General features: G+C 60.3%; 21 protein-coding genes. 13 read left to right on the forward strand and 8 right to left on the reverse strand.

The window, feature by feature from the left end; genetic code table 11:
- Positions 1 to 39 precede the first annotated feature (39 nt).
- On the reverse strand, positions 40 to 333 hold the full coding sequence (locus AAC850_RS04970) for a phosphopantetheine-binding protein (protein ID WP_340587535.1): 294 nt from the start codon (positions 331 to 333) through the stop codon (positions 40 to 42).
- 12 nt (positions 334 to 345) lie between these two features.
- Entirely contained in the window at positions 346 to 1,332 is a 987-nt protein-coding gene (locus AAC850_RS04975) for a GNAT family N-acetyltransferase (protein WP_340587536.1), read from the reverse strand.
- 25 nt (positions 1,333 to 1,357) lie between these two features.
- Between AAC850_RS04975 and AAC850_RS04980 the strand changes: the two genes are divergently transcribed.
- The 12 genes from AAC850_RS04980 to AAC850_RS05035 all read left to right on the forward strand — a co-directional run bounded on the left by AAC850_RS04980 (position 1,358) and on the right by AAC850_RS05035 (position 16,987).
- On the forward strand, positions 1,358 to 2,860 hold the full coding sequence (locus AAC850_RS04980; protein ID WP_340587538.1) for an acyl-CoA ligase (AMP-forming), exosortase A system-associated: 1,503 nt from the start codon (positions 1,358 to 1,360) through the stop codon (positions 2,858 to 2,860).
- Entirely contained in the window at positions 2,857 to 4,083 is a 1,227-nt protein-coding gene (locus AAC850_RS04985) for a pyridoxal-dependent decarboxylase, exosortase A system-associated (RefSeq protein WP_340587539.1), read from the forward strand. Before AAC850_RS04980 ends, AAC850_RS04985 begins: the two co-directional genes overlap by 4 nt.
- A gap of 195 nt (positions 4,084 to 4,278) precedes the next feature.
- Complete coding sequence (locus tag AAC850_RS04990) at positions 4,279 to 4,923, forward strand: XrtA/PEP-CTERM system exopolysaccharide export protein (protein WP_340587541.1); 645 nt, start codon at positions 4,279 to 4,281, stop codon at positions 4,921 to 4,923.
- A 13-nt stretch (positions 4,924 to 4,936) separates the two neighbouring features.
- Positions 4,937 to 6,460 (forward strand): XrtA system polysaccharide chain length determinant, encoded by a 1,524-nt coding sequence (locus tag AAC850_RS04995; protein WP_340587542.1) that lies wholly within the window; start codon positions 4,937 to 4,939, stop codon positions 6,458 to 6,460.
- 11 nt (positions 6,461 to 6,471) lie between these two features.
- Positions 6,472 to 7,506 carry a P-loop NTPase gene (locus tag AAC850_RS05000; RefSeq protein WP_340587543.1) on the forward strand — a complete coding sequence of 345 codons (1,035 nt, stop codon included), beginning with the start codon at positions 6,472 to 6,474 and terminating at the stop codon, positions 7,504 to 7,506.
- Between the two features lie 5 nt (positions 7,507 to 7,511).
- On the forward strand, positions 7,512 to 9,158 hold the full coding sequence (locus tag AAC850_RS05005; protein ID WP_340587544.1) for a preprotein translocase subunit YajC: 1,647 nt from the start codon (positions 7,512 to 7,514) through the stop codon (positions 9,156 to 9,158).
- 21 nt (positions 9,159 to 9,179) lie between these two features.
- A complete protein-coding gene (locus AAC850_RS05010; RefSeq protein WP_340587545.1) occupies positions 9,180 to 10,322 on the forward strand; it encodes an XrtA/PEP-CTERM system-associated ATPase in 1,143 nt (380 codons plus the stop codon).
- A 13-nt stretch (positions 10,323 to 10,335) separates the two neighbouring features.
- The gene (locus AAC850_RS05015) at positions 10,336 to 11,259 is read left to right on the forward strand and encodes an XrtA system polysaccharide deacetylase (RefSeq protein ID WP_340587546.1); all 924 of its coding nucleotides are present in this window, start codon (positions 10,336 to 10,338) and stop codon (positions 11,257 to 11,259) included.
- Positions 11,256 to 12,314: a FemAB family XrtA/PEP-CTERM system-associated protein gene (locus tag AAC850_RS05020; RefSeq protein ID WP_340587547.1), complete on the forward strand. Its 1,059-nt coding sequence runs from the start codon at positions 11,256 to 11,258 to the stop codon at positions 12,312 to 12,314. The genes AAC850_RS05015 and AAC850_RS05020 overlap by 4 nt, the downstream gene beginning before the upstream one ends.
- Positions 12,311 to 13,534, forward strand: a complete 1,224-nt coding sequence (locus AAC850_RS05025) for a TIGR03087 family PEP-CTERM/XrtA system glycosyltransferase (RefSeq protein ID WP_340587548.1) — start codon at positions 12,311 to 12,313, stop codon at positions 13,532 to 13,534. Before AAC850_RS05020 ends, AAC850_RS05025 begins: the two co-directional genes overlap by 4 nt.
- The gene (gene xrtA, locus AAC850_RS05030; RefSeq protein WP_340587549.1) at positions 13,503 to 15,080 is read left to right on the forward strand and encodes an exosortase A; all 1,578 of its coding nucleotides are present in this window, start codon (positions 13,503 to 13,505) and stop codon (positions 15,078 to 15,080) included. The genes AAC850_RS05025 and xrtA overlap by 32 nt, the downstream gene beginning before the upstream one ends.
- An 11-nt stretch (positions 15,081 to 15,091) precedes the next feature.
- The gene (locus AAC850_RS05035; RefSeq protein ID WP_340587550.1) at positions 15,092 to 16,987 is read left to right on the forward strand and encodes an XrtA/PEP-CTERM system amidotransferase; all 1,896 of its coding nucleotides are present in this window, start codon (positions 15,092 to 15,094) and stop codon (positions 16,985 to 16,987) included.
- On the opposite strand, the gene zapE is transcribed toward AAC850_RS05035, so the two are convergent.
- The 3 genes from zapE to AAC850_RS05050 are packed head-to-tail and all read right to left on the reverse strand — an operon-like array spanning position 16,984 to position 19,338.
- Complete coding sequence (gene zapE / locus AAC850_RS05040) at positions 16,984 to 18,099, reverse strand: cell division protein ZapE (protein WP_340587551.1); 1,116 nt, start codon at positions 18,097 to 18,099, stop codon at positions 16,984 to 16,986. The two genes, AAC850_RS05035 and zapE, sit on opposite strands and share 4 nt — an antisense overlap.
- A 1-nt stretch (position 18,100) precedes the next feature.
- Positions 18,101 to 18,535, reverse strand: a complete 435-nt coding sequence (locus AAC850_RS05045) for a PaaI family thioesterase (RefSeq protein WP_340587552.1) — start codon at positions 18,533 to 18,535, stop codon at positions 18,101 to 18,103.
- A 20-nt stretch (positions 18,536 to 18,555) separates the two neighbouring features.
- Positions 18,556 to 19,338 carry a succinate dehydrogenase iron-sulfur subunit gene (locus AAC850_RS05050; RefSeq protein ID WP_340587554.1) on the reverse strand — a complete coding sequence of 261 codons (783 nt, stop codon included), beginning with the start codon at positions 19,336 to 19,338 and terminating at the stop codon, positions 18,556 to 18,558.
- A 229-nt stretch (positions 19,339 to 19,567) separates the two neighbouring features.
- Here AAC850_RS05050 and AAC850_RS05055 point away from each other — a divergent pair, with 229 nt between their 5' ends.
- On the forward strand, positions 19,568 to 20,284 hold the full coding sequence (locus AAC850_RS05055) for an SDR family NAD(P)-dependent oxidoreductase (RefSeq protein WP_340587555.1): 717 nt from the start codon (positions 19,568 to 19,570) through the stop codon (positions 20,282 to 20,284).
- A gap of 5 nt (positions 20,285 to 20,289) precedes the next feature.
- Here AAC850_RS05055 and AAC850_RS05060 read toward each other — a convergent pair whose 3' ends face one another.
- The 3 genes from AAC850_RS05060 to AAC850_RS05070 form a co-directional block, all read right to left on the reverse strand.
- Positions 20,290 to 21,309, reverse strand: a complete 1,020-nt coding sequence (locus tag AAC850_RS05060) for a D-alanine--D-alanine ligase family protein (RefSeq protein WP_340587556.1) — start codon at positions 21,307 to 21,309, stop codon at positions 20,290 to 20,292.
- 72 nt (positions 21,310 to 21,381) lie between these two features.
- Positions 21,382 to 22,212 carry an NTP transferase domain-containing protein gene (locus AAC850_RS05065; RefSeq protein WP_340587557.1) on the reverse strand — a complete coding sequence of 277 codons (831 nt, stop codon included), beginning with the start codon at positions 22,210 to 22,212 and terminating at the stop codon, positions 21,382 to 21,384.
- A gap of 29 nt (positions 22,213 to 22,241) precedes the next feature.
- The gene (locus tag AAC850_RS05070) at positions 22,242 to 24,938 is read right to left on the reverse strand and encodes an Rne/Rng family ribonuclease (protein WP_340587559.1); all 2,697 of its coding nucleotides are present in this window, start codon (positions 24,936 to 24,938) and stop codon (positions 22,242 to 22,244) included.
- Positions 24,939 to 25,180: the final 242 nt, after the last annotated feature.

Raw genomic sequence — 25,180 nt, forward strand, 5'->3', positions numbered from 1 at the left:
ATGCGGTAGGTTGGGCCAGTTGCCCGCCTGCATCGCGGCTCAGGCGTCCGCGCGCTTTGCGGCGAGGAATGCGGCAAGAGCGCCAAATGTCTCCAGCATCTCGCCATCGACATCATCATCCTCAATCAAAATGTCGAGCCGGTCTTCCAGCTCGGTTAGAAGGCCTGCAACTGCCATGGAATCAAGTTCTGGCAAATGACCGAACAGGCCGGAGTCGGTATCCAACTCCGCAACGCGCTCTGTCGACAATCCCAGGACGTCCTGCAACACTTGTCGCAGCACGAGGTCGATATCGCCGGACTCCGCGACCGGAACAGGAAGTTTGCTCGCCATAGGTTATCCGCCCTAGCCAGCGCTTGGGCGGCTGACAAGTTTGCGTAGCGCCGCCCGGCCCAAAGTGGGCCAGTTGCGCGGGTTTGCCGGCCGAAGGCACGTCAACTGCCAGCGGGTGCGTACCTCCTCCATCCACTCGGCCTTGTAGGGATCGTCTCCGGTTCCGAAATCGACCAGCGTGACGTGATCTGTGTCGATCACGTATTCCAAAAGGGCCGCCGTCAGGATGGTGCCGGGTGACAGCGCGCTGGCATCTTCGCGGTGCGCCAGCTTGTGGATATAGGCCACGCCATCTTCAACCGTCCAGAATTGCGCTGCGACCGGTGTGCCCTCATGACGAGCGATTGCGAAGCGGAAATGGCCGCGAGCACTCTCTGCCTCGGCAAAGCTGCGGAGAAGTTCCGGATCGCCCTCCGACGGCTTCCAGCTGTTGGCGTAGATTTCTTCGTAAGCTGCCCAGTCATCTGCGGAGAAATGCTTCGTCAGCGAAACCTCCAGCTTTTTCGTCTTGCGCTTCAACGTCGTGCGAACTTTTCCTGGCCGGCCAGCGAGATAGTCTGCATATTTGCGAGAGTTGATCCGCAGGATGTGGTTGCTGTCGCATGGTGAGCGCAACACCAGCCATCCCGCCGCGCGAAATGCGTGATGCAGCCTTTCGACAGTCCCATCTTCCTCGGCAATCTTGGCAAAATCGACACGCGACGTCCGATTTGCGAGGTTGCGTGCGAGTTGTTTGAGCAGTGACGCTTCGTCCACGCCCGAAGTGCACAGGTATGACCAGGTGAAGGCATACCAATTGGACAAGGTGTCCATACCGTCTGCTGTCTGATGTAGGGGAAGGGCAACGGCTTCCTCGCCATCCTTGGCGAGCGCGATGGACGGCGTCGCGCCACGTTCCTCTAGCAGTTCGAACCACGCAAGCCGGGCAAAAGGGCCCTCCGACTGCCAATCCAAGTCTTGCAAGTCGTTAAACGTATCGTGATAGCTGATGGCTGTCACTAGCCGCTTACTCCTTCGAGGTTGAATGTCCGCCACGCCTGATCCTGTCCCCCGGCCGCTCGATCACCTTGCCGGGTTTGGTGCGGACGGAGATCCGGCGCTGATACTTCGTCGTGAAACGCTTAGCTGGAAGGACTTAAGAAGCCGTGTTGCCCGGTTGGCAGCCTGGCTGGCGCAGCAGGTGCCCGAGCCGGGTGCGAGGGTTGCGACATGGGCGGCCAAGGGTGAGCTTACTTGCATCATGCCACTCGCAGCAGCGCGGGCAGGGCTGGTCCATGTGCCGCTTAATCCGCTGCTCAAGCATGCGCAGGTACGCCACATCCTCCACGATTGTTCGGCCAGTTTGCTCATTGCAAACTCCGCCCGGCTGTCTGCGCTGGAGGACGGGGATATTCCCGCAAATTGTGCAGTGCAGGAGGAGCAGGAAACCTATGTCTTGCTCGAAAGTTTCGAAGGCGCGCTAAAGCCTTCGGCAGCAGATAGCGATGACCTTGCTGCGATCCTGTACACCAGCGGTTCGACCGGCCGGCCAAAAGGCGTGATGCTGAGTCATGCGAATCTGTGGCTGGGCGCGGTCAGTGTGGCGCATTACCTGGGCATGGAGCCCGATGACGTAACGTTGGCGGTGCTCCCGCTCAGTTTCGATTACGGGCAGAACCAGTTGCTTTCGACATGGTATGCCGGCGGTAGCGTCGCGCCGCTCGACTATCTGGTGCCACGTGACGTGATCAAGGCTTGTGCCCGCCACAAAGTCACCACGCTCGCCGCTGTTCCGCCGCTGTGGGTACAATTGACCGAGCAGGACTGGCCTGAAGAAGTTGCTACCCAAATGCGGCGGATGACCAATAGCGGCGGCGCGCTCACTACTGATCTGGTAAGTGACTTGCGGCGGATATTCCCGGATGCTCGGCTCTTTCCGATGTACGGACTGACAGAGGCATTTCGCTCTACATATCTCGAACCCGATCTGGTCGACATCCACCCGACCTCCATGGGCAAGGCCATCCCCTTTGCCGAAATACTGGTCGTTGATACCGAAGGCCAGATCGCTAGCGAAGGGGAACTGGTGCATTGCGGGCCTCTGGTAGCGCAAGGGTATTGGCAGGACCCGCAACGCACTGCAGAACGCTTTAAGCCCGCTCCGGACGCATCACGGTATGGTGGAGCAGCGGTATGGTCCGGCGATACGGTTCGCAGGGACGAAGTCGGCCTGCTGTATTTCGTCGGCCGTGACGATGCGATGATCAAGAGCGCGGGCAATCGCATCAGTCCTCAGGAAATCGAGGATGCGGTCGTTGCTACAGGCCTGGCAGACGAGGCGGTGGCATTTGGAATGCCCGATGAACGTTTAGGCCATGCGATTTACCTGATAGTGCGCGGCAAGGGTGATGAAGCGGCCTTGCGCGAAGCTCTCCGCCGCGATTTGCCCAATTTTATGCAGCCTGCCGTCATACGTATTGTTGACGCGATGCCACTCAACCCTAACGGCAAGATCGACCGCGCTAGATTGAAACAGGAGGCGGCATGAAACCGCTCGGCCCCATTCCGCCTTATTTTGAAGAGCTACATGGCGAATTGGCCATTGGCGGGCGCACGGCAAGCGCGCTGGTCAAGGAAGCGGGCGACACGCCATTGTTCGTCTATTCGCGCGATGCGATAACCCGGCGCATGGCTGAATTGCGCGCGGCAATGCCCGACCGTTTACGCTTGCATTATGCCATGAAAGCAAATCCTTACAGACCTCTCCTCGAATTCATGGCAGACCTTGTCGACGGACTGGATATCGCGTCTGGCGGGGAATTCGAGCAGGCTCGTGAAGCGGGGTACCTTCCACGCGAAATCAGTTTTGCCGGACCGGGGAAGCGTGAGCGCGAGGTGTTTGCCGCGGTGAGAGCCGGTGTAACGCTCAACCTGGAATCCGAAGGCGAGGCGGAGCGCGCACTCGAAGCTGGCAAGACCTTGGGTATCGCGCCGCGCCTTGCCATCCGGGTCAATCCGTCTTTCGAACTGCGCGGATCGGGCATGAAGATGGGTGGCGGCGCCAAGCCATTCGGTATCGATGAGGACCGTGTCCCCGTGCTTGCACGCAAGCTGGTTGATGAGGGTGCTAACTGGCGTGGATTCCATATCTACTCCGGCAGTCAGGCTCTTGATGCAGAAGCGTTAATCGAGACACAGGCCAATGTGCTTGCGCTCGCTGCAAGGCTCGGGAAAGAGGCGGAGGTCCCTGTTCCCCATCTCAACATGGGGGGCGGTTTCGGCATTCCCTATTTTGACCGTGATAGCGCGTTGGACATAGCGGCAATCGGTCGCGCCCTTCAGGAGCGGTTTGCCGATTTGCCCGAGAATCTTCGTGAGACGGAGTTTGCGCTCGAACTCGGACGTTATCTTGTGGGCGAGGCTGGCGTTTACCTGACGCGGATCGTGGAGCGGAAGGTGAGTCACGGTTTAACATACCTCATCACCGATGGCGGACTGCACCACCAGCTTGCAGCCTCGGGAAATTTCGGAACGGTGGTCCGGCGAAACTATCCGGTAGCGATAGCCACACGATTTGCTGAAGAGCCTTCCGAAGAGGTCAACATCGTCGGATGCTTGTGCACTCCGCTCGATCGACTGGCTGACGAAGCTTGTGTGCCGCAGGCGGAAATCGGTGATCTCGTCGCGGTATTTTGCGCAGGAGCCTATGGGGCCAGCGCCAGCCCGTCCGCCTTCCTGGGGCAGGGCTCAGCACACGAAATGCTGGTTTAACGCCGTCACACATGCGCGTCCCGAAACGGGACAGGGGCTCAAATTCCGGCGATTCCTGCCGGTTTGGACCGCAATACTAACGCAATGTTCACCCATTTTCGCGAGAAGGCCTGATTGGATCCAAGGGTGTAATGCGTGCGTGGCAATCGAGGTCGCGTCAGCTGAGCACCAGAATACTCGTGAAGGACGCGTTCGATGCGCACCCAATTTCCGTTCAAGAACCTGTTCGCTTCGGCGAGCCTTGCGCTTGCCCTGTCCGGCTGTGCCACCACTTCTGCCGGCTCGCAGTTGGAGCCCGCCCGTTTCGTCTCCATGCAGGAGGGCCCGGGCGAGGAATATGTGATCGGTCCACTCGACAAGCTGACGATTCATGTCTGGCGTAATGACGAGCTCGGCGCGGAGGTGCAGGTACGGCCCGACGGGCGTATCACCACCCCACTGGTGACCGATATGCCAGCCGTCGGAAAAACCCCGACCATGTTGGCCGAAGATATACGCCTCCAGCTTTCGCAATATATCGAAGAACCTCTGGTGACAGTGATCGTCAACGAGTTTGCCGGCACGTTCAGCCAGCAGGTGCGTGTGGTGGGTGCAACGGCAGAACCTGCCTCTATTCCTTACCGCGCTAATATGACGCTGCTTGACGCGATGATTTCTGTCGGCGGCCTGTCCGAATTTGCCGCAGGCAACAGGGCACGCCTGATCCGTTTCGACCGGGAATCGGGGGACCAGCGCGAATACGACCTGCGCCTTTCGGACCTGCTTCGTCGCGGCGATAGCAATGCCAATGTCATGCTGATGCCGGGCGATGTGATCATCATCCCCGAAAGCATGTTCTGAGGGAGGCGGGGGCTTGAACCAGCTTCTCGAAGAATTGCGCGCCGGACTGTGGGCTGTCTGGAACCGCCGTTGGCTTGCGCTGGGCATCGCCTGGGTCGTGTGCCTGCTGGGCTGGCTGGCTGTCGCGCTGATTCCCAACAGCTATGAATCCGAAGCGCGGATTTTCGTTCAGCTCGATGATGTCCTGGCCGAGCAGATCGGTATCGGCGCCAATGCCCGTGAACGCGATATCGACCGCATCCGGCAAACGCTGGTCAGTTCGGTCAACCTGGAAAAAGTCGTGCGGTCTACCCGCATTGGAGACACCGTAAGCTCGCCGACAGATATGGAGCGCGCAATCGCTCGGCTCGAAGATGACATCAAGGTCGTGAGCGAGGGTGAAAACATCTTCGAGATCTCTGCCACCAGCGGTCGCAGCGAGCTTTCCGACGCCGAGAACGCAGAACTTGCCCACACGATCGCGCAGCGAATGATCGACATTTTCCGTGAAGAAAACCTCGGCGGTGCACGCGGGGAAATGTCAGACTCGATCGAATTCCTAAACCAGCAACTGGCAGCGCGCGAAGCGGAACTCAGCACTGCCGAAGAGCGTCGTCTCGCTTTCGAAGCGCAGTACCCCGATCTGATTGGTGGCGCGCAAACCATTGCCTCGCAGATGAGCGCCACTCGCGCCGAATTGCGGAGCGTGGAATCGGATCTGGCCGCAGCACAAAGCGCCATGGCCGCGATTGAGGGACAGCTTGCAAGCACCCCGCGCTCGATAATTGTGCCCGGATCGGGTGGTCCGCAGGCCAGCCTCGCACAGGCCGAATCCAACCTCGCCGCAATGCGCGCTCGCGGCCTGACCGACGAGCATCCCGATGTAGTGGCCGCGCAACGCACGGTCGCTTCGCTGCGCGAGCGCGCTTCGGCCTCGGGAGCCTCGGGCGGAGGGGGAATGCCAAACCCGGCTTATACTTCTCTCCAATCGATGCGGGTGGAACGCCAGTCCAACGTAATGTCACTGCAATCGCGTGCAGCTGCACTGCGGGCCGAGATCGCTTCGATCAACGCCAGCCAGGCGCGCGAGCCGGGCGTTGCTGCCGAGGCGCAGCGTATCAGCCGCGACTATGAAGTGCTGCGCGAGCAATATGACGAGCTGTTGCAAGACCGCGAAGAACTTCGCCTGCGCGGCCAGGTCGAAAGCGAGCGCAGCGCCGTGCAATTCGAGGTCGTCGATCCGCCCACCACGCCGCGGGTGCCTGCAGCTCCCAACCGCGCATTGCTGCTTTTCGGAGTGCTTGTCCTCGGCCTTGGTGGCGGTGTGGGCACAGGCTTTGCGCTGAGCAAGCTCGGCTCGACTTTCGCCACGGCAGGGCAATTGGAACGCACCTTCGGCCTGCCTGTCATCGGTACGATCACACATACATTCACCGAAGCCGGTCGCGACCTGCGGCGCAAGCGCTTCAAGTATTTCGCTGCTGGGGTCGGCGGGCTCGGCGTCCTTTTCGTGGTGCTGGTGGGCGTTGAATTCGTCCAGCGCAGCACGATGGCTTGAGGGGACCGGGAATGACCGAACACAGCAAGATCCAGCCTCCGGAAAAGTCGCTCATCGAACGGGCGGAGGATTTCTTCGGCCTTGGCGAGGCTGCGCGCCCTGCGCCTGTGCCCAGGGACCTTGCAGCGCCCGTGAACCGGCGTATCAAGCGCCGCCAGTCCCGCAAAACGCAATCGCTCGATACAGAGCAGTCGCTCGCACGGGCGATAGCGCGCGGGATGCCGCCGAAAGAGTTTGGCGAGCATTCGGCACCTGCGACCGTAGAAGCCTCGGCCGATGCTGAGCCGGCATATGAGGATGTGCATTTCCCCGGGGAGATCCACGAACTCGATCCCGAATGTCTCGCCCGGCACGGCCTGATCCAGCCCGACGGCCCTATCACTGCGCTGCTCGAGGAGTTCCGCATCGTGAAGCGCCAGGTGCTGGCATCGGTGCGCAAGGCGCGCGAGGGCGGCAATGGCAAGCTGGCCCAGCGCGTACTGGTCTGCTCGCCGCTGCCCGGCGAAGGCAAGAGCTATTGTGCGGCCAATCTGGCGCTTGCAATGGCGGCCGAGAAGGATAGCGAAGTGCTGCTGGTGGATGCCGATTTTGCGAAGCCGTCCATCCTCTCGATGCTCGGCTTACCGCGCGGCCCCGGCTTCATGGACGTGCTGGCGCGCGATGATATCAAGGTCGAGGACTGCGTACTCGCCACTGATGTCGCCGGGCTGCATGTCCTGCCTGCGGGCAATCACACGACTTCCGACAGTGAGTATCTGACCAGCGCCCGGACTGCCGATGTGCTCGATAGGCTCACGCGCGCCAATCCTAACCGCATCGTGATTTTTGACAGTTCGCCTGCGCTTGCCGCGTCGCCCGCTGCCGAACTGGCCAACCATGTCGGACAGGCGATTGTTGTCGCCCGCGCAGACCGAACGGGACAGAGCGCGCTGGAAGACGCGTTGACCCTGCTTTCATCCTGCCCCGACCTCAAACTGCTGCTGAATGCAGCGCATTTCAGTCCGAGTGGACGCCGCTTCGGTGTCTACTACGGGCAGGAGGCATAGTCGCCATGCGTCTGATCCTAGCCACTATCCTTGCCGTTGCAGCCATTCCGGCTGCGGCCTTTGCCCAGCAGTCCGACAATATCGGGCAGGAGCGCGATTCTGCGCTGGCGCCCGAGCGCGGTGTTGAAGTCGTGCCATATATCGAGGCCGCTCAGGTCGTAACTGCCGAGCTTTCTCCGGGTGACGATGTCGTCACGTACTCGCGCGTTGCAGCAGGCGTCGATGCGGGATTTGCGGGTCGTTATTCGGAAGGCTCGGTCTCGCTGCGTTACGAGCGACGCATCGGATATGGCGACGATGTTGCCGATACGGACACGTTCTCAGGCATCGCACGCACTTCACTGGCGCTTGCTGGCCCCGCAGTAACCTTCGAGGCCGGCGGCCTTGCCTCCCGCACCCGTGTCGAGGGTAACGGTGCGACATCACTGGGTGCCTTTGGCGGCAATGACGATGCGACCACACAGATTTACTCGGTTTATGCCGGCCCATCTGTCAGAACGCAGGTTGGCGAGGCAGAGGTCACCGGCGCGTATCGCCTTGGCTACACCCGGGTCGAATCGCCGGATGCCGTCCTTGTGTCGCCGGGCACCGAGCCGGTTGATGTTCTCGATGAAGCGACCACGCACAATGCGGCTGTCCGTGCAGGCTTTGCCCCTGATACCGTTCTGCCAGTCGGTGTCGGTGTTGGGGCAGGGTGGAACAGGCAGGACGTGTCCAATCTCGATCAGCGCGTCGATGATCGCCACGTGCGCGCCGATGTTACCGTGCCCGTCTCGCCCAATGTCGCCCTGATCGGCGGCGTGGGATACGAGGATGTGGAAGTTTCCAGCCGCGATGCGGTGCGCGATGTAAACGGTGATCCGGTGATCGGGTCCGATGGACGCCTGGTCACTGATGACAGCGCCCCGCGCCAGATCGCCTATGAAACCGACGGCATCATCTGGGATGTCGGGGTGATGTGGCGCCCAAGTCGCCGGACTTCGCTGACAGCCTCGATCGGGCGTCGATACGGTTCCATGACCTACTATGGTTCGCTGTCGTATGCGCCCAGTTCGCGTTCGAGCCTGAACGTATCTGTCTATGACAACATCAACAGCTTTGGCGGACAACTGGTCGGCGCACTAGGCGACCTCGGCACGGATTTTGATGCCTTCCGTAATCCCGTGACAGGCGATCTGGGCGGATGCGTAATCGGCAGCGAAGGCGACAATTGCGCACTGGCCAGGCTCGGCTCGATCCGGTCCGGCGTATTTCGCAGCCGCGGCGTGTCGGCAAACTATGGCGCCAGCAGCGCGCGCACATCGTGGGGCATTGGCGCTGGATACGACCGCCGCACCTTCATCGCCGGCGAAAACACTGTTCTGGCCGGCATCGATGGCATTGCGGACGAGAATTACTGGCTTGCCGCATACGCAACGCGCCGTCTGGATCACGTATCGCAGATTTCTGTCGGCGGCTCCGCAACACTGTTCGACAGTGGCGTGACCGGTGCAGGCAACGTGCTCGGTTACAGCGCGACTGCCGCCTACGACCGCAATTTTCTTGAAGGGCTGAGCGGTACTGCCGCTGTCGGCCTGGATCTCATCAGCCGCGAAGACTTGCCCGATTACGAAGCCGCTTCGGCTCTGGTCGGCCTTCGCTACAGCTTCTGACGGGGCAAGGAACACAGAACCATGTTCGACAATTTCTACGGCCTGACCGGCAAACCTTTCCAACTCACACCCGATCCGGAATTCTATTTCCGCTCGATCACCCATCGCAAGGCACTGTCCTATCTCGGATACGGGCTGGCGCAGGGAGAAGGCTTTATCGTCATCACCGGCGAAATAGGCTCGGGCAAGTCGACCCTCGTCGCGCACATGATGGAAAACCTTGATACCAACGCGGTGACCGTCGCTCAGATCGTCACCAGCAAGCTGGACGAGGAAGAGGTGGTGCATGTGGTGGCAGGGGCCATGGGCCTCGACGTGGAAGGACACGACAAGGCCACCGCACTGACCGAAATCGAAAGTTTTCTGCATGACGAGGCCCGCGCTGGCCGGCGCTGCCTGCTGGTGGTGGACGAATCGCAGAACCTGTCGGTCGAGGCGCTCGAAGAATTGCGCATGTTCTCGAACTTCCAGCTTGGCAGCCACCCGCTGTTGCAAACGCTGCTGCTCGGCCAGCCGGAATTCCGAACTACGATCCAGAGCGATCCGGGGCTGGAGCAATTGCGCCAGCGTGTCATCGCGGCGCATCATCTCGAACCGATGCAGAAGAACGAAATCGAAGCCTACATTCTTCACCGACTGAAGAAGGTCGGATGGGCTGGCAATCCGGAGTTTGACCAGCGCGTGTTTGCCGACATGTATGAGGCATCGGGCGGCATTCCGCGTCGGGTCAACCAGATCGCGAACCGTCTCATGCTGCTGGGCGCGGTGGAAGAACGTTCGCGTATCGATGCATCGATGCTGCAGTCTGTGATGGCTGAAATCGATTCCGAAAGCGCTTTTCCCGAAGCGCCGCCATCGCCGACTGCTGTCGAAGGTAAGGTCGCTGACGCCGCAACGATCTCGGGTTTTGATGTCGCGACTATCTCGGCAGCCTTGGCAGAGCGTGATGCGCAGATTGCGGAATTGCAAGATGCGGTGGTCGCGCTCTCGCACCAAATTCCTCACGCCGCTTCGGATGCGGTAAATGCGGAAATGAACGCCATCCGTGAACAGATTGCCGCCATCGAGGCGCGCAGTTTCGAACAGGAACGTTCGATCCGCCAGACGCTGACCATGCTGATCGAATGGATCGAAGGCGAAATGCACTCGAGCAAGGCAGCCTGAGAAAGCTGCCGCCGTGAACGCGCCATCCTTTCCTGAATTGGACCCGGCAGACGAGGTCATCACAAATGGCCTGTCGGTCGATGTCGAAGACTGGTTCCAGGTGGGCGCTTTCGAGGACGTCATCGAGCGTGACAGCTGGGGAGGGCTGGACGACCGGGTCGAACGAAATGTCCATGCGATCCTTGACCTGTTCGATGAAGCCAATGCCTCGGCCACCTTTTTCACGCTGGGGTGGGTTGCGGCGCGCCATGGCAACCTCTTGCGGGAAATCAGGCGGCGCGGACACGAGGTCGCAAGCCACGGTTGGGACCATGAGCGGGTATTCCGCATGGACCGCGAAACCTTTGCCCGCGATATCGAAAGGACACGCAAGACGATTGAGGACTGCTGCGGCAAGCGCGTGATCGGCTACCGCGCACCTAGCTTCTCCATTGACCAACGCACGCCTTGGGCTTTCATGGAACTGGCCGAGCAGGGATATCTCTATTCCTCCAGCGTCGCTCCGGTTTCGCACGATCATTACGGCTGGGCCGAGGCACCGCGCTTCGCCTTCAAACCTGTTCCGTGGCACGATCTGATCGAATTGCCCGTTACGACCGCGCAATTTCGCGGAAAGCGACTTGCTGCGGGCGGTGGCGGGTTTTTCCGTGTGCTTCCATACGCCTTCAGCCGTTGGGCTATCCGGCAGGTAAATCGCGACGAAGAACGGCCTGCAATCTTCTATTTTCACCCGTGGGAAATCGACCCCGGACAGCCACGCGTCTCGGGGGCGCCGCTGCGATCGCGGCTGCGGCATTATACCAATCTGGAAAAGATGTCGGGCAAGCTCAGCCAGCTTATCCGTGATTTCTCATGGGGCCGGATCGACCTTATTGCGCACCGCGAAGCCTTGCGCCTCGCAGCGGAGAAGGCGGCGCGATACGAGACCCACGAATGAACGCGCCCTTCGCCCTGTCTCGCGTGGCGGTTCGCGCAGCAGACCTGCGTGAGCCGGACGAAGTCGCTCTGGTAGAGGGTTATGTTGCGAAGCTGGGTGGATCGGTGTTCCATCGCCCCGCATGGCTCCTGGCAATAGCGGCAGGCACCGGGCAGCGTGCGCGTGGCCTGATTGCCGAGCAGGCAGGCGAGATTTCCGGCTGGTTGCCGCTTTCCGAGGTCCACTCACCTATCTTCGGCCGGATGCTGGCATCCAGCGGCTTTGCAGTCGAGGGCGGAATCCTTGCGAGCGATGACGCCAGCGCAGCAGCGCTTTGTGACGCCGTTTGCGAATATGCCCAGCGACTGGCGTGTACGACGGTGGAATTGCGCGGGGGACCGGTGGGATCGGGTTGGCAGGTGCGCACTGACAGTCACTGCGGTTTTGTCGAACCCCTGGCTGGCGATGACGAAGCGCAGCTAATCGCGATCCCGCGCAAGCAACGCGCCGAAGTCCGAAAATCGCTGAAGAATGATCTGACTGTTGAAACGGGTTCGGATGAGGCCGACCGCGCTACTCACTACGCGGTCTATGCAGAAAGCGTGCGCAATCTGGGTACACCGGTTTTCCCGCGCAGCCTGTTCGATGCCGTGCTCGATACTCTCGATGCAGATATTCTGACGGTGCGCCATCGCGGTCAAGCGGTGGCAAGTGTATTGTCGATTTATCATGATGGCGCGGTCATGCCGTATTGGGGCGGCGGCACATGGAACGCGCGCGCGCTACGGGCGAACGACCGCATGTATTACGCGCTGATGATCCATGCCCGTACGCGTGGTTGCGATCGCTTCGATTTCGGGCGGAGCAAGACCGGAAGCGGGGCCTACAGCTTCAAGAAAAACTGGGGCTTCACGCCGGAACCGCTATCCTACGCAAGCTGGACCGCGCCGGGACAAGAAGCTCGCGATGCAGACCCAACAAGTGAGCAGCACCAGTCGCGCATTGCGCTTTGGAAAAAGCTGCCGCTGCCAATTGCAAACAGGCTTGGTCCGCTGATCGCCAGGGGATTGGGATGAGTGGCGAGATCCTCCTTCTCGCGCATCGCTTGCCGTTTCCGCCTGATCGTGGCGACAAGATCCGCTCACATCACGTTCTGAAGGCGCTGGCGCACATTGCCCCGGTCCATGTCGGATGCCTTGCAGAAGATTCGGGTGATTACGCGCATGAGCATGAGTTGGAAACGCTGGCTGCCTCATACTGCATGCCTGCGCGTTCGAAGCCGCTGGCGCTTGCTGGACTCGAGGCGCTTGGACGTTCCGAACCGGTAAGCCTCGCAGCATTCCGGTCAGCCAACCTCCAGCGCTGGGTCGCACAGACCCTGGCCGAAAGAGATATCAAAGCGATCTACGTGTATTCGGGTCAGATGGGGCAGTATGTCCCGGCCAATTGGCGAGGACGCCTCGTAGTTGATCTGGTCGATGTCGATTCCGCCAAGTTCGAGGCCTATGCCCTGTCGGGATCCGGACCGCGTGCATGGATCGATGCGCGTGAAGGGCGCTTGTTGCGGCAAGTGGAAACCGAATTGGCACAGCGTGCGGATCATACGTTGCTGGTCAGCGATGCAGAGGCTGCCTTGCTGCGCTCGCGTGTATCAGGACAGACGACCATCTCTGCGCTTCGCAACGGTATCGATTGTGCCGAGTTCGATCCGGCCAAGGTGCAACCGCATCCAGAGCTCGCGAGAAGCGGGCCGCACTTCGTGTTTACAGGACAAATGGACTACGCACCCAATGTGGAAGCCGTCACGAGGTTTGCCGAGGCAATCCTGCCAGCCATTCACCGGTCGAAGCCTGACGCCAATTTTCATATCGTGGGCCGCGCGCCGACGGACGAAGTCGCAAGATTGGGAGAGACGCCGGGCGTGCGTGTGTGGGGAAGTGTGCCTGACGTGCGCCCCTTTCTTGCCGCAGCTGACATAGTGGTCGCGCCGCTGACAATTGCGCGCGGAGTGCAGAACAAGGTGCTGGAAGCCATGGCGATGGCGCGCTGTGTTCTCCTCAGCCCGGAAGCGGCGACGGGGATCGACGCCGAACACGGCAAGCACTTCGTGATTGGCGAGGATAACAATGCGCTCGTGATGCGAGCATTGCACTTGCTTGATCGGACAGCAGAACGCGAAGCAATCGGCCAGGCTGCGCGCCGCATTGTGCAAGATAGCATGAGTTGGCCGGCCATGTTGGTCGACTTACCCAACCTGATGGGATTTGACAGCGGAACCCGGCGCGATGCGGCTTGATGTAATTTCGCCGCAGCGCGCGCCGATAACGGAGCGTATTGCCCCGCAATGGCGCGAGCCCCTGGCACAGCTTGCGCTTGCGTGGGCAGTGATCTTCCTGTTGTTTGCACCTGACTGGGCCGAGATGGCGCTACAATGGTGGGACAGTTCGACTTACAACCACATCCTGCTTGTCCCGGCGATACTGGTATGGCTCGTCTGGCAGCGTGCGGGCGAGCTTGCCAAACTGTCGCCCCGAACGTGGTGGCCCGGACTGGTTCCGCTTGCCGGTGCCCTCTTCATCTGGCTCTTAGGCGATATTTCGGGCCTCGCGACCGCAACGCATCTCGGCGTGGTGCTTGCGCTCCAGGCACTGGTGTTGACGATGCTGGGCCCACGCGTGAGCTGGGCGCTGCTGTTTCCGCTGTGCTACGGCCTGTTCCTGGTCCCGCTTGGCGATGAGCTGGTACCCGCGCTGCAGATGATCACTGCGGAGATCACCATTGCACTGACCATGGCTAGCGGCATTCCGGCGCATATCGAGGGAGTTTTCATCGATACACCGGCGGGATTGTTCGAGGTAGCCGAGGCATGTTCGGGCGTGAAATTCCTGATTGCGATGGTCGCACTCGGTACGCTTGTCGCGCATGTCGGCTTCACGTCATGGCGGCGCCGCGCCGGGTTCATGGCGCTGGCTGTCGTTATCCCGGTCTTGGCGAATGGCGTACGAGCCTGGGGAACTATCTACATCGCGCAATCGCAGGGTGTCGCCTTTGCTGCGGGCTTCGATCACATCATTTACGGCTGGGTATTCTTTGCGCTGGTGATGGGGTTGCTGCTTGGGATCGCATGGAAATTCTTTGATCGCGGCGTGACCACACCGTTTGTAAGCGCCGAACGTATCGCTGCCTTGTCTATCTTCGAAAAGATGGAACGCCGCGATACAGATGGGTGGCGAGTCTTGGCAGCGGTCGCGGCAATAACGCTCTTCACCCTAGCGTGGTCCGCAAAAGCGCAATCGCTTGAAGCGGCGGTTCCTGATGAGCTGGTTTTGCCGGAAGTCGGAGGCTGGACGCAGGTTATGCCGGATCATGCGCATAGCTGGCAACCACATGCCGGTGGGGCAGACCGGAAGCAGACCGTCAGCTACCGTGATGAGCAGGGCCGGGTGATCGACGTGGTCTTCGCGGTCTACGCCAACCAGTCCGAGGGGCGTGAGGCTGGGGCCTTCGGGCAAGGCGCTCTGCCTGCGGAGAGTGACTGGCGCTGGCTATCGGCGACCATCTCCCCTGATGGTGTCGCCGGTGAACGGATCCAAGCTCTGGGTACGTACCGACGTGTGGCGGAGACATGGTACAGACTTGGCAACTGGAGCGGCGGTAGCACCTTGTCGCTCAAGCTGGTCACCATGCGCGACCGGCTTTTGCTGCGTGCGCAGCCTGCCACAATGCTGATTATTTCCGCAGAAGAGAGGACCGGCGAAGACAGCACGCAGACTATCGCCGATTTCCGCTCGTCCACCGCAGGTCTCGATCAATGGATGGACCGCGCGGTCGGGGTCGATTAACGCATCTTCCCATGTGCGGGATCGCGGGACTTTTTCATACCGGAACCATCAAGCCGGTCGACCCTGCTCGGGTTGAACGGATGTGCGACGTACTCGCCCATCGCGGGCCTGATGGCTCGGGCATCTGGACCGCTCCCGGAGTAGGGCTGGGGCATCGACGTCTCGCGATTATCGATCTCGAAGGTTCGCCGCAGCCGATGCAATCTGCAGACGAGCGTGTGGTCATTTCGTTCAACGGCGAAATTTATAATTACCGCGAATTGCGCCGCGAGCTTGAACAACAGGGCGCACAATTCAGGACTGACGGCGATACCGAGGTCATTCTCGCTGCGTGGCAGAAATGGGGCGAGGATTGCGCGGCGCACCTGCACGGCATGTTCGCCTTCGCAATCTACGACCGTGCGGACCGGACACTGTTTCTCGCGCGTGACCGGCTTGGTGTGAAGCCCCTTTTCTACGCCGAACTGTCAGATGGATCACTGGCATTTGCTTCAGAACTAAAAGGCCTGCTGGCGCATCCGCTGCTGCGCCGTGAAGCCGATCCGCTGGCCATCGAGGATTACATGACCTGGGGCTATGTCCCCGATCACCGCTCCATCCTGCGCGGAGTGCGAAAACTTCCTGCCGGTCACAGCTTGCTGCTCAAGCACGACACGCCCGTACCGCGGCCCCGACAGTATTGGGATGTCAGCTTTGAGCGTCGGCACAAGGCGAAACCGCGCGATCTGGAGGCAGAGCTGCTGCACCACCTGCAGCAAGCAGTTGAAAGCCGCATGGTATCCGATGTTCCGCTTGGCGCATTCCTTTCGGGCGGAGTGGACAGTTCTACTGTCGTGGCGTTCATGTCGGGTGCGGGGAAGGGCAAGGTGCGCACCTGCTCGATCGGTTTCGATGTCGCCAGCGCCGACGAGACGAGCCACGCAGACAAGGTCGCACAGCTGTTCGACACAGACCACGCCAGCCGCATCGTGAGTGCCGACCAGTTCGATGCCATCGACACGGTGGCAGGCATGTTCGATGAGCCCTTCGCGGATGCCTCTGCCTTGCCAACGTGGCGTGTTTGCCAGTTGGCGCGGGAAAGTGTGACCGTGGCGCTTTCGGGCGACGGCGCGGACGAGGCATTTGCCGGCTATCGACGCCAGGTGTTTCACGCACATGAGGAACGGCTGCGCGGACTGATCCCGCGGGCGATCCGTTCCAAGGTGCTTGGACCACTTGGAGAAGCATTTCCCAAGCTCGACTGGGCTCCGCGCCCTCTGCGCGCCAAGTCCACGCTGCAATCGCTCGCTGGCTCGGGTGCCGATGGTTATGCCCGCGCGCTTTCGGTGGTACCGCCCGAATTGCGGCTTGGCCTCTACAGCGAGGGTTTGCGCAAGCAGATCGGCGGCTATCGTGGCGAGACGCCGCTGACAGAAATGATGGCGCAGGCTCCGGCGCGTTCCGGCCTCGACGCTGCGCAATATGCCGACCTGAAATTCTGGCTACCGGGCGATATTCTGACCAAGGTCGATCGCACGAGCATGGCGGTGAGCCTTGAGGCGCGTGAGCCCCTGCTCGATCACCGACTGGTGGAGTTTGCGGCGGCGCTACCGGAGGGGCTGCGGGTCAAACGTTCGCAGGGAAAATGGCTGCTGAAGAAATCGATGGAACGCTATCTGCCGGACGACATTCTGTATCGACCCAAACAGGGCTTCGTCACGCCAATTGCCCAATGGTTTCGTGGTCCGCTGGCGGACAAGGCGCGGGGCATCTCGAAAAGCGCAATGTTGGCAAGGACCGATTGGTTCGACAACACACGGATTGCCGAATTGGCAGAGGCGCACATCGCGGGTCGGTCCGACCATTCGCGGCTGCTCTGGCAATTGCTGATGCTTGACCGCTCACTTGCGCGGCTCGGAATCACCTAGCTTACGCGGCCGTGGCCCAGCGCCATGTAATCGGCGCTCTGCATTTCCTTCAGGCGGCTGACGGTGCGGTCGAATTCAAACGCGCCGTCACCTCTCTGGTAAAGCTCCTCAGGTTCAGCCTCGGCGGTCGCAAAAAGCTTAACACCGTTTTCGTACAAAGCGTCGATCAGCTTGGTAAAACGAATTGCTTCATTGCGGTTTTCCGGACCCATGCACGGGATCGCAACCACAATAATCGTGTGATATTCCAACGCTATAGAAAGATAATCTGCCGCTCCACGGTTCTCGGCGCACAACCGTTTGAAGCTGAATACCGCAACGCCCTTCAGGCTCTTGGGCACGAAGAGTGTACGTCCGCCGCCAAGATCCAGCTCGCCACTAGGGACATGTTCGGCATCTTCTGGCGCGTAGTCGGTAAGCCGGAAAAACGCCTCGCGCACCTGCGCGGTAGCCTCGTCGCCGATGGGCGTGTGCCACGTCTCGATGTCGCCGAGCCGGTCGAGCCGGTAATCGGTCGGGCCGTTCAGGGAAACGACGTCCATTTCTGCCTCAACAAGGTCGATGAATGGCAGGAAGAGTGAGCGGTTCAGGCCGTCCTTATACAAGTCTGACGGTGGGCGGTTGCTGGTTGTGACCACCGTTACACCTTCATCCACGATCAGGGCTGTGAACAAGCGCCCCATGATGGCGGCATCGGCGGTGTTTGTGACGACCATTTCGTCAAAGGCGAGGCAGCGCACGTTCTCGGCGATCCGCTTGGCAACCCGCCGGACCGGCCCTTCGGTCTCGCGCTCGCGTTCTTCACGCAGCAATGCATCTACTTCGAGCATGAAGGCATGAAAATGGACGCGCCGCTTCCGCTTGATCCCCAATGTTGCCACGAACAGGTCCATCAGCATCGACTTGCCGCGCCCCACGCCGCCCCACATGTATACACCCTGTGGCGTCTCCTTCCGGCGCGCGAAGAATTGGCCGAGCAAGCCGCCCGGCTCGTCTGCCTCAAGTTCCTTTTGAAGCTTGTCCAGCCTTACCGCTGCGGCGCGTTGATCGGCGTCGGGCCGCAATTCATTGGCAGCGACCAACTTCTCGTATCGTGCGAGCAACCCGCTCATTTCAAGCTGCTGAAAGTTTGCGCAGAATGCCGGAGAAGGAAGAAACCTTGTCGTCGTCCTGCACGATGAGACCCCGGGCAAAGACCATTCGCCCGGTTTCCTTGGTCACCTCGACAATTGCATCAAGCGGGCGTCTGAGATCGCCGGGCGTCAGGAATTGTGTGTTCAGTTCCAGAGTGACCCCGCGTTCCAGGCGCGAGCCGAGGATGAGTCCGGCACCGGCGAACATCGCAATATCGGCCAGCGAGAGGATCACGCCGCCATGCACTACGTCATTCATATTGCGATGAAGTTTTCTAGGAAAAATGCGCACGCGCGCAGTTTCCGCATCGTCGAGGCGCACAAGCATGAGGCCGATAACCGCCTGGTTGAAGCCGTGATCATCGGGCACGCGCCATTCCTGCCACCCCGGATGATCGGGATGTTCACCCTGCAAGACAGGTGGATAGGTGGTGCTCAGATTGCGCGCTCCGCTTGCATCTTCTTGATTTCGGCAATGGCGCGTGCCGGGCTGAGGCCCTTGGGACAGACATTGGCGCAGTTCATGATGGTGTGGCAGCGATAGAGACGGAAGGGGTCTTCCAGATCGTCAAGACGTTCACCCGTCATCTCGTCGCGGCTGTCGGCCAGCCAGCGATAGGCTTGCAGCAGGATGGCCGGGCCAAGGAACTTGTCCGAATTCCACCAATAGCTGGGGCAGGCGGTGGAGCAGCAGGCGCACAGGATGCACTCATACAGGCCATCAAGCTGCTCGCGCTGTTCGGGGGACTGCAGGCGTTCCTTGCCCGAAGGCGTGGTGGAGACGGTCTGCAACCACGGACGGATGCTGGCATATTGGGCGTAGAAATGTGTGAAATCGGGCACCAAGTCCTTCACCACTTCCATATGCGGCAGCGGCGTGATGCGAATGTCGCCCTTCATGTCCTCGATCGCGGTGGTGCAGGCGAGGCCGTTCTTGCCGTTCATGTTCATCGAGCATGAACCGCAAATCCCTTCGCGGCAGGAGCGGCGGAAGGTCAACGTCGGGTCGATTTCGTTCTTGATCTTGAACAGCGCGTCCAGAACCATCGGGCCGCAATTGTCGAGATCGACCTCGAACGTGTCGTAGCTGGGGTTCTGCCCGCTGTCTGGATCGTAGCGATATATCCTGAAAGTCTTCACCCGCGATGCGCCGTCAGCCTTGTGGACTGCGCCGTCCTTGCGAATTGTGCTGTTCTTGGGGAGGGTGAAGGTTGCCATTGGAAGTCCCGGTTTTTCTGTGCTGCGCCCTATCTACCCATCATGCGGCTAAGGGCAAGCAGGACCTTTGGCGCATAGGCCTCTATCCGCAGGAAAGCGCACGAATTTGCGCAATTATCGCCAAAGTGGTCCCGCCGATCTGCAGCGCACCGGGATACGTCAGAGAGGACGGGTTATGCGCGGCGCTCTGTCTGACTAGGTTCCGAGTTCTGCTTTTGAAGGGATCAGCATGGATTGGACCAAAGCGGCAATTTTCGGCGCGAGCGGTGGCATAGGCGCAAGCCTGACGCGTGTAGTGGCTAATACGGGTTCACCTGTGTTGGCCGGATCACGAAGCGGCAAGGTGCCGCAATGTCCCAATATTACGCCTTTCAGATTCGACCTGGCGGACGAGGCAAGCATAGCTGATGCTGTGGCTGGTTGGGATTCCGATCCGCCCGATCTCGTGATCGTGGCCAGCGGTGTGCTCACCATGCCAGACGGCACCGGGCCGGAACGCAGCCTGCGCCACATTGCACCTGACGTCATGGCGCAGATGCTTCAGATCAATACGGTCGGACCGGCAATCATCGCGAAGCATGTCTTGCCGATTCTACCGCGTGACAGGCCGGCAACTTTTGCAGCACTGTCCGCTCGCGTCGGTTCGATCGGGGACAATCGTATCGGCGGATGGCACTCCTATCGTGCAAGCAAGGCCGCGCTCAACATGCTCATCCGCAATTTCGCCATCGAGATGGGCCGCACCCACAAGCAGGCTTGCATCGTCAGTTTGCATCCCGGCACGGTGGACACCGGTCTCTCCAAGCCGTTCCAGTCGAACCTGCCACAAGGTCAACTGACCGATGCGGACGAAGCTGCTGCAAACCTGCTGGGCGTGCTTGCAGGGCTGGAGCCGCGAGACAGCGGCGCCATCCTCGACTGGAAAGGATCGATCGTCCCGGCCTGAACAGATCAGGCGGCGGCGATCAGCCCGTTACGGCGCCACGATTCTGCCAACAGCGTTTCCAGCAGGTCAGCGTGGCTGAAGCCCGCTTGCTCGGCAGCCTTGGCCATGACCTTTTCGGACCACAGGTTGCAGTTGAGGTTGATCTCGATGAAATTGACATCGCCAGTTTTCAGGTCGACGCGAAATTCGATGCGGCCATAGTCAAATGGCACGAATTCCTGCGCCACCCGGGTAGCCATCTTTTCGATCCTGGGGGCCAGTTCCGCGTGATCAAATCGCTTGAGCGCCGACTTTTCCGCATTGGGGACCAGATCGCGCTTTTCGTAATAAGTCCAGAGTTTCTGCGTGTTTTCACGCTCATACCACAGCATCGGCAAGGCAATTGGCTTGCTGTCGATGGTAATGAAAGCGCATTGGACATCATAACCGTCAAGGTAGGGTTCGACGATTGCGTCATGCCCCTGACCGTGAATATTCGCCAGCGCATTGACGACGCCGTTCCAGTCGAAAGCATCCGAAATGCCCCAGCTTGCCGAGGAAGCATTGGGCTTGATCACCCAGCGTCCGTCGGGAGATGGCGGCAGATCGGATTCGTTGATTGGCGCTCCGCGGCGGTAGCAGAACCATGGTGCGGTGGGCACACCGGCATGGGTGCACGTCAATTTTGAAACGGACTTGTCGTCCCCCAAGCCGCGCAGGAACGGCATCGCCCCGAGGTAGGGAATGCGGTGCATGTTGCACAGGATCGGGATGAGCATTTCGGAATTCACGAAGCCCCCGCGATTGAGCAGCGGAAACACGAAATCCACCTCTGGCCGGTTGAAAAGCACTTCGTAGCTATTGGCAAATTCGAGGTTCAGCCCGAGATTTTCCAGAGTCGTGCGCACTTCGTGGTGATAGATTGCATGATTGCCATCTTCCGGGTGCATCCCGCCGCCCCACAGCGCATGCTTTGCCATGAAGAGCATGCGAACCTGCTCCTTGGCATCGTCGGGGATTCGCAGGGGAGAGATGGAATGGCTCATGCGGTGTCTTTCGGCTTTGGTTGATCTTCGCGATCTAGTGCGGGAGCCCGAGCCGCGCAATGGCCTGAATAGCTATGCCTCGTCGGGCGAAATTTCGGGTTTCGGAACAGCCAACCCAAGCCGTTGGCCCAGTACCCACTCGCAAATTGCAAAGGTGCGTTCGTTATCGACATCGATGGCAAGCGCGCCATCGTCGAATATGACCGGGGCGAGTCTGGTGCCAAAGCGTTTGCCAACGCGCTTCAGGCCTTGCGGCAGAGTGACCAGGCCAAAGCGCATCAACAAGATGTTGAGCAGTCCGAAGGCGCGGATCATCCTACCGCGATTCTTCTGGAATTGGCCGCCTTCGCGAAAAGCCTCTGCCGCGTCGAAACTCTTGCGATTGCCAAGTCCGTAGATGTTGCAATTCGCATAGCCGGCATCGCGGAACTCATAGAAATTTCGCTGCCCTTGCGCGTGGATGTCCCACACTCTCTCGCGAGTGGTGACGCCCAGCACTGCATCAGCATTGCGCAGGGCATTGCGCAGCTGGTTGAAACCATCTTGCGTGAGCAGGACATTGTCGGCCGTGGTGATCACGAATGGACCGGCTTCATCCTTCGCGGCGGCAAGCACGCTCTCGACGATGTTTGGATCGGAATCGACCAGTTCGATCGGTATGCCCCGCTCACGAAACGGATTGATTGCGCGCCCGACATCTTCCTGTCCTTCAGGCTCCAGCACCACCCTGATCGCCGTGATGGCGGGCAGGGTGGTGAGGGTTTCCAGCACGTGTTCGATCAGCGGTCGCCCGCAAATCGGCACGAGGCATTTGTGGCTCACGCCCGCGCGTGATGCGAGCGGATTGACCACGCCTGCCCGCTGCGCCGCAAGCACGATGACGGTGACGGGAAGTTCAGACATAGCCTGTGCGGCTCTCCGAGGTCACAAATTCAATTGCCGAAGGTGCGTTGCCACCAACCGCCGCGTCGCTGGCCGCCTTCGCCGCCTTTGGCTGACGCATTGTCTGCCTCCCCGTTGGCATCGTTTGCCGGCTTGGGCTCGGCTTCCGATATTTCCGTTGTTTCGGCTTTCGGTTCGGCTTTCTTGCGCGGTCGGCGCTTGGGCTTGGGCTTTTCCTCGCCTTCTGGCGCAGCCTCGCTCTTCACAGCATCTGCAGGAGCATCTGCGTCGGCGTTGGGTTCGGCCTTCTTGCGTGGACGACGCTTGGGTTTGGGCTTTTCTTCTGCCTCAACGGCTGCTTCCGCCTCAGGAGCCGCGCTTTCTTCCGTTGCAGCGTCGTCAGCGTCTGCCTTCTTGCGCGAGCGGCGCTTGGGCTTTGGCTTCTCTTCGGCTTCGGGAGCAGCATCATTTTCATCAGCGCCATCAGGCTGGGTGTCCGAGCCTTCACTTGCTTCAGAGGCGTCATCGCCGCGCGGCTTGCGCGATCGACCACGTCCACCACGACGACCACGCCGAGGCTTTTTGTCACCCGCGTCATCGTCGTCCGAAGTTTCAGCCGGAGACTCTTCGCTGTCGTCGGACGAAGAATCATCATCTTCAGAGCCATTTTCGCCCAGATCGCGGTTCTTGTTGCGACCGCGACCTCCACGGCGACGGCGACGACGCTTCTTCTTCTGGCCGCCATCTTCGCCATCGTCCGAATCACGCGTGTCGTCTGCTTCGTCAGCATCTTCGGCGATATCGTCGTCATCGTCGTCATCGACGATTGGTTCGAATTTCGGCGCTTCAGTCGGCTTTGGTCCGGATGACCCGACGCGCATCTTGGCGCCTTCGTCTTCGCCTTCGGGCTTCACTTCGACCGAGACGCCATAACGGCTTTCGATTTCCGCAAGGTCGGAGCGCTTGGCGTTAAGGAGGTAGACTGCCGCTTCGGTTGAAGCGTGCAGGGTGATGACCGTGCCTTTCCCCTTGGCCGCTTCATCCTCGATTACGCGCAGGGCAGAAAGGCCTGCGGAAGACGCAGTGCGGACGAGGCCGGTGCCATCGCAATGCGGACATTCACGGGTCGAGGCTTCGAGAACGCCTGTGCGCAGCCGCTGGCGGCTCATTTCCATCAGGCCGAATCCGGAAATACGGCCGACCTGAATGCGCGCGCGATCATTCTTGAGCGCATCCTTCATGGCGCGTTCGACTTTGCGGACATTGGAATTGTGATCCATGTCGATGAAGTCGATTACCACGAGGCCGGCCATGTCGCGCAGGCGCAACTGTCGGGCGATTTCCTTGGCGGCTTCAAGATTGGTGTGGAGCGCGGTCTGCTCGATCCCGTGTTCCTTGGTGGAGCGGCCCGAGTTGATGTCGATCGAGACAAGTGCCTCGGTCGGGTTGATGACAAGATAACCACCCGATTTGAGCTGCACGACCGGTTCGTACATCGCAGACAGCTGGTCTTCCGCGCCATATCGCTGGAACAGCGGAACCGGATCATTATACGCTTTCACCCGCCTTGCGTGGCTAGGCATCAGCAGTTTCATGAACTGTTTGGCGGCCTTGTAACCGGCTTCACCCTCGACAATCACTTCCTCGATCTCGCGATTGTAGATGTCGCGGATGGCGCGTTTGATGAGATCCGAATCCGAATGGATCATGCTCGGCGCGCTGGAGCCGAGTGTGCGTTCGCGGATTTCGTCCCACAACCGCGCAAGGTAATCGAAGTCACGCTTGATTTCGGGCTTGGTGCGCGAAAGTCCGGCGGTCCGCACGATGAGGCCCATGGTCTTGGGCAGGCTGAGGTCGCTGACTATGCTCTTCAACCGCTTGCGGTCGGCACCGCTGGAAATCTTGCGCGAAATCCCGCCACCATGGCTGGAGTTAGGCATGAGCACGCAATAGCGACCCGCAAGGCTGAGATAGGTCGTAAGGGCAGCGCCCTTGTTGCCGCGCTCTTCCTTCACGACCTGTACAAGCAGTACCTGGCGGCGCTGGATTACATCCTGGATCTTGTAGCGGCGACGCAAAGCCTGGCGCTTGGCACGGGCTTCGTCGATTTCCTTGGCACGGCTGCCGCCGCGCTTGCCACCCTGGCGGCGACCCTTCTGGCCACGACCCTGGTTGCGACCACGGCCACGTCCGCGACCACGGCGCTTGCCGCCGTCGTTGCTGTCGCCATCATCTTCGGCGTCATCGTCATCGTCATCGTCGTCAGATTCGCCGTCGTCCTCGTCCGAATCGTCGTCATCGCTATCTTCGAGCTGGCCTTCCTCGATCGTTGCGACCTTGTCCTTTTCGGATGTGTCGATTTCCTCGACACCGGGCTCGTCATCCTCGTGATGCTCGTCCGCAGGCTCGGGTGCCTCGTCCTCGTCGTCCTGCTCTCGCAGTGCAGCTTCTTCCTCGGCTGCAGCCTGTTCCTCGGCCAGCAGAGCCTCGCGGTCCTGCGCCGGGATCTGGTAATAGTCGGGATGGATTTCGCTGAAAGCGAGGAAGCCGTGACGATTGCCGCCGAAATCGACGAATGCCGCCTGCAAGGATGGCTCGACCCGGGTGACTTTCGCTAGATAAATATTGCCTTTGATCTGCTTGTGTTCGGCAGATTCAAAGTCGAACTCCTCAATCCGGTTTCCCTTGAGTACCGCCACCCGTGTTTCTTCCGGGTGGCGCGCATCGATTAACATGCGCGTTGCCATTGAATTTTCTCCAGGCAGGCCCCGATGCGCCAACGGACCGACCGGTTGAAGCCGGTTCGATTGCGGGGGATTGCCTATATGTGTGGATCCCGGCGCTCATGCGCAGGGAAGGAATGATCGCGCCGTGGCCAGCCGCCCGGTTGGGGGTCTGGCGTTCGGGCTTGCGAAACGTGTTTGTCATAATGCAAAGGCGCAGGGTTTGCTTCTGCGCTTGGCCAGCGGCAACCATCACACGCCCTGAA

The organism is Erythrobacter alti, from assembly GCF_037996805.1.
Taxonomy (GTDB): domain Bacteria; phylum Pseudomonadota; class Alphaproteobacteria; order Sphingomonadales; family Sphingomonadaceae; genus Alteraurantiacibacter; species Alteraurantiacibacter alti.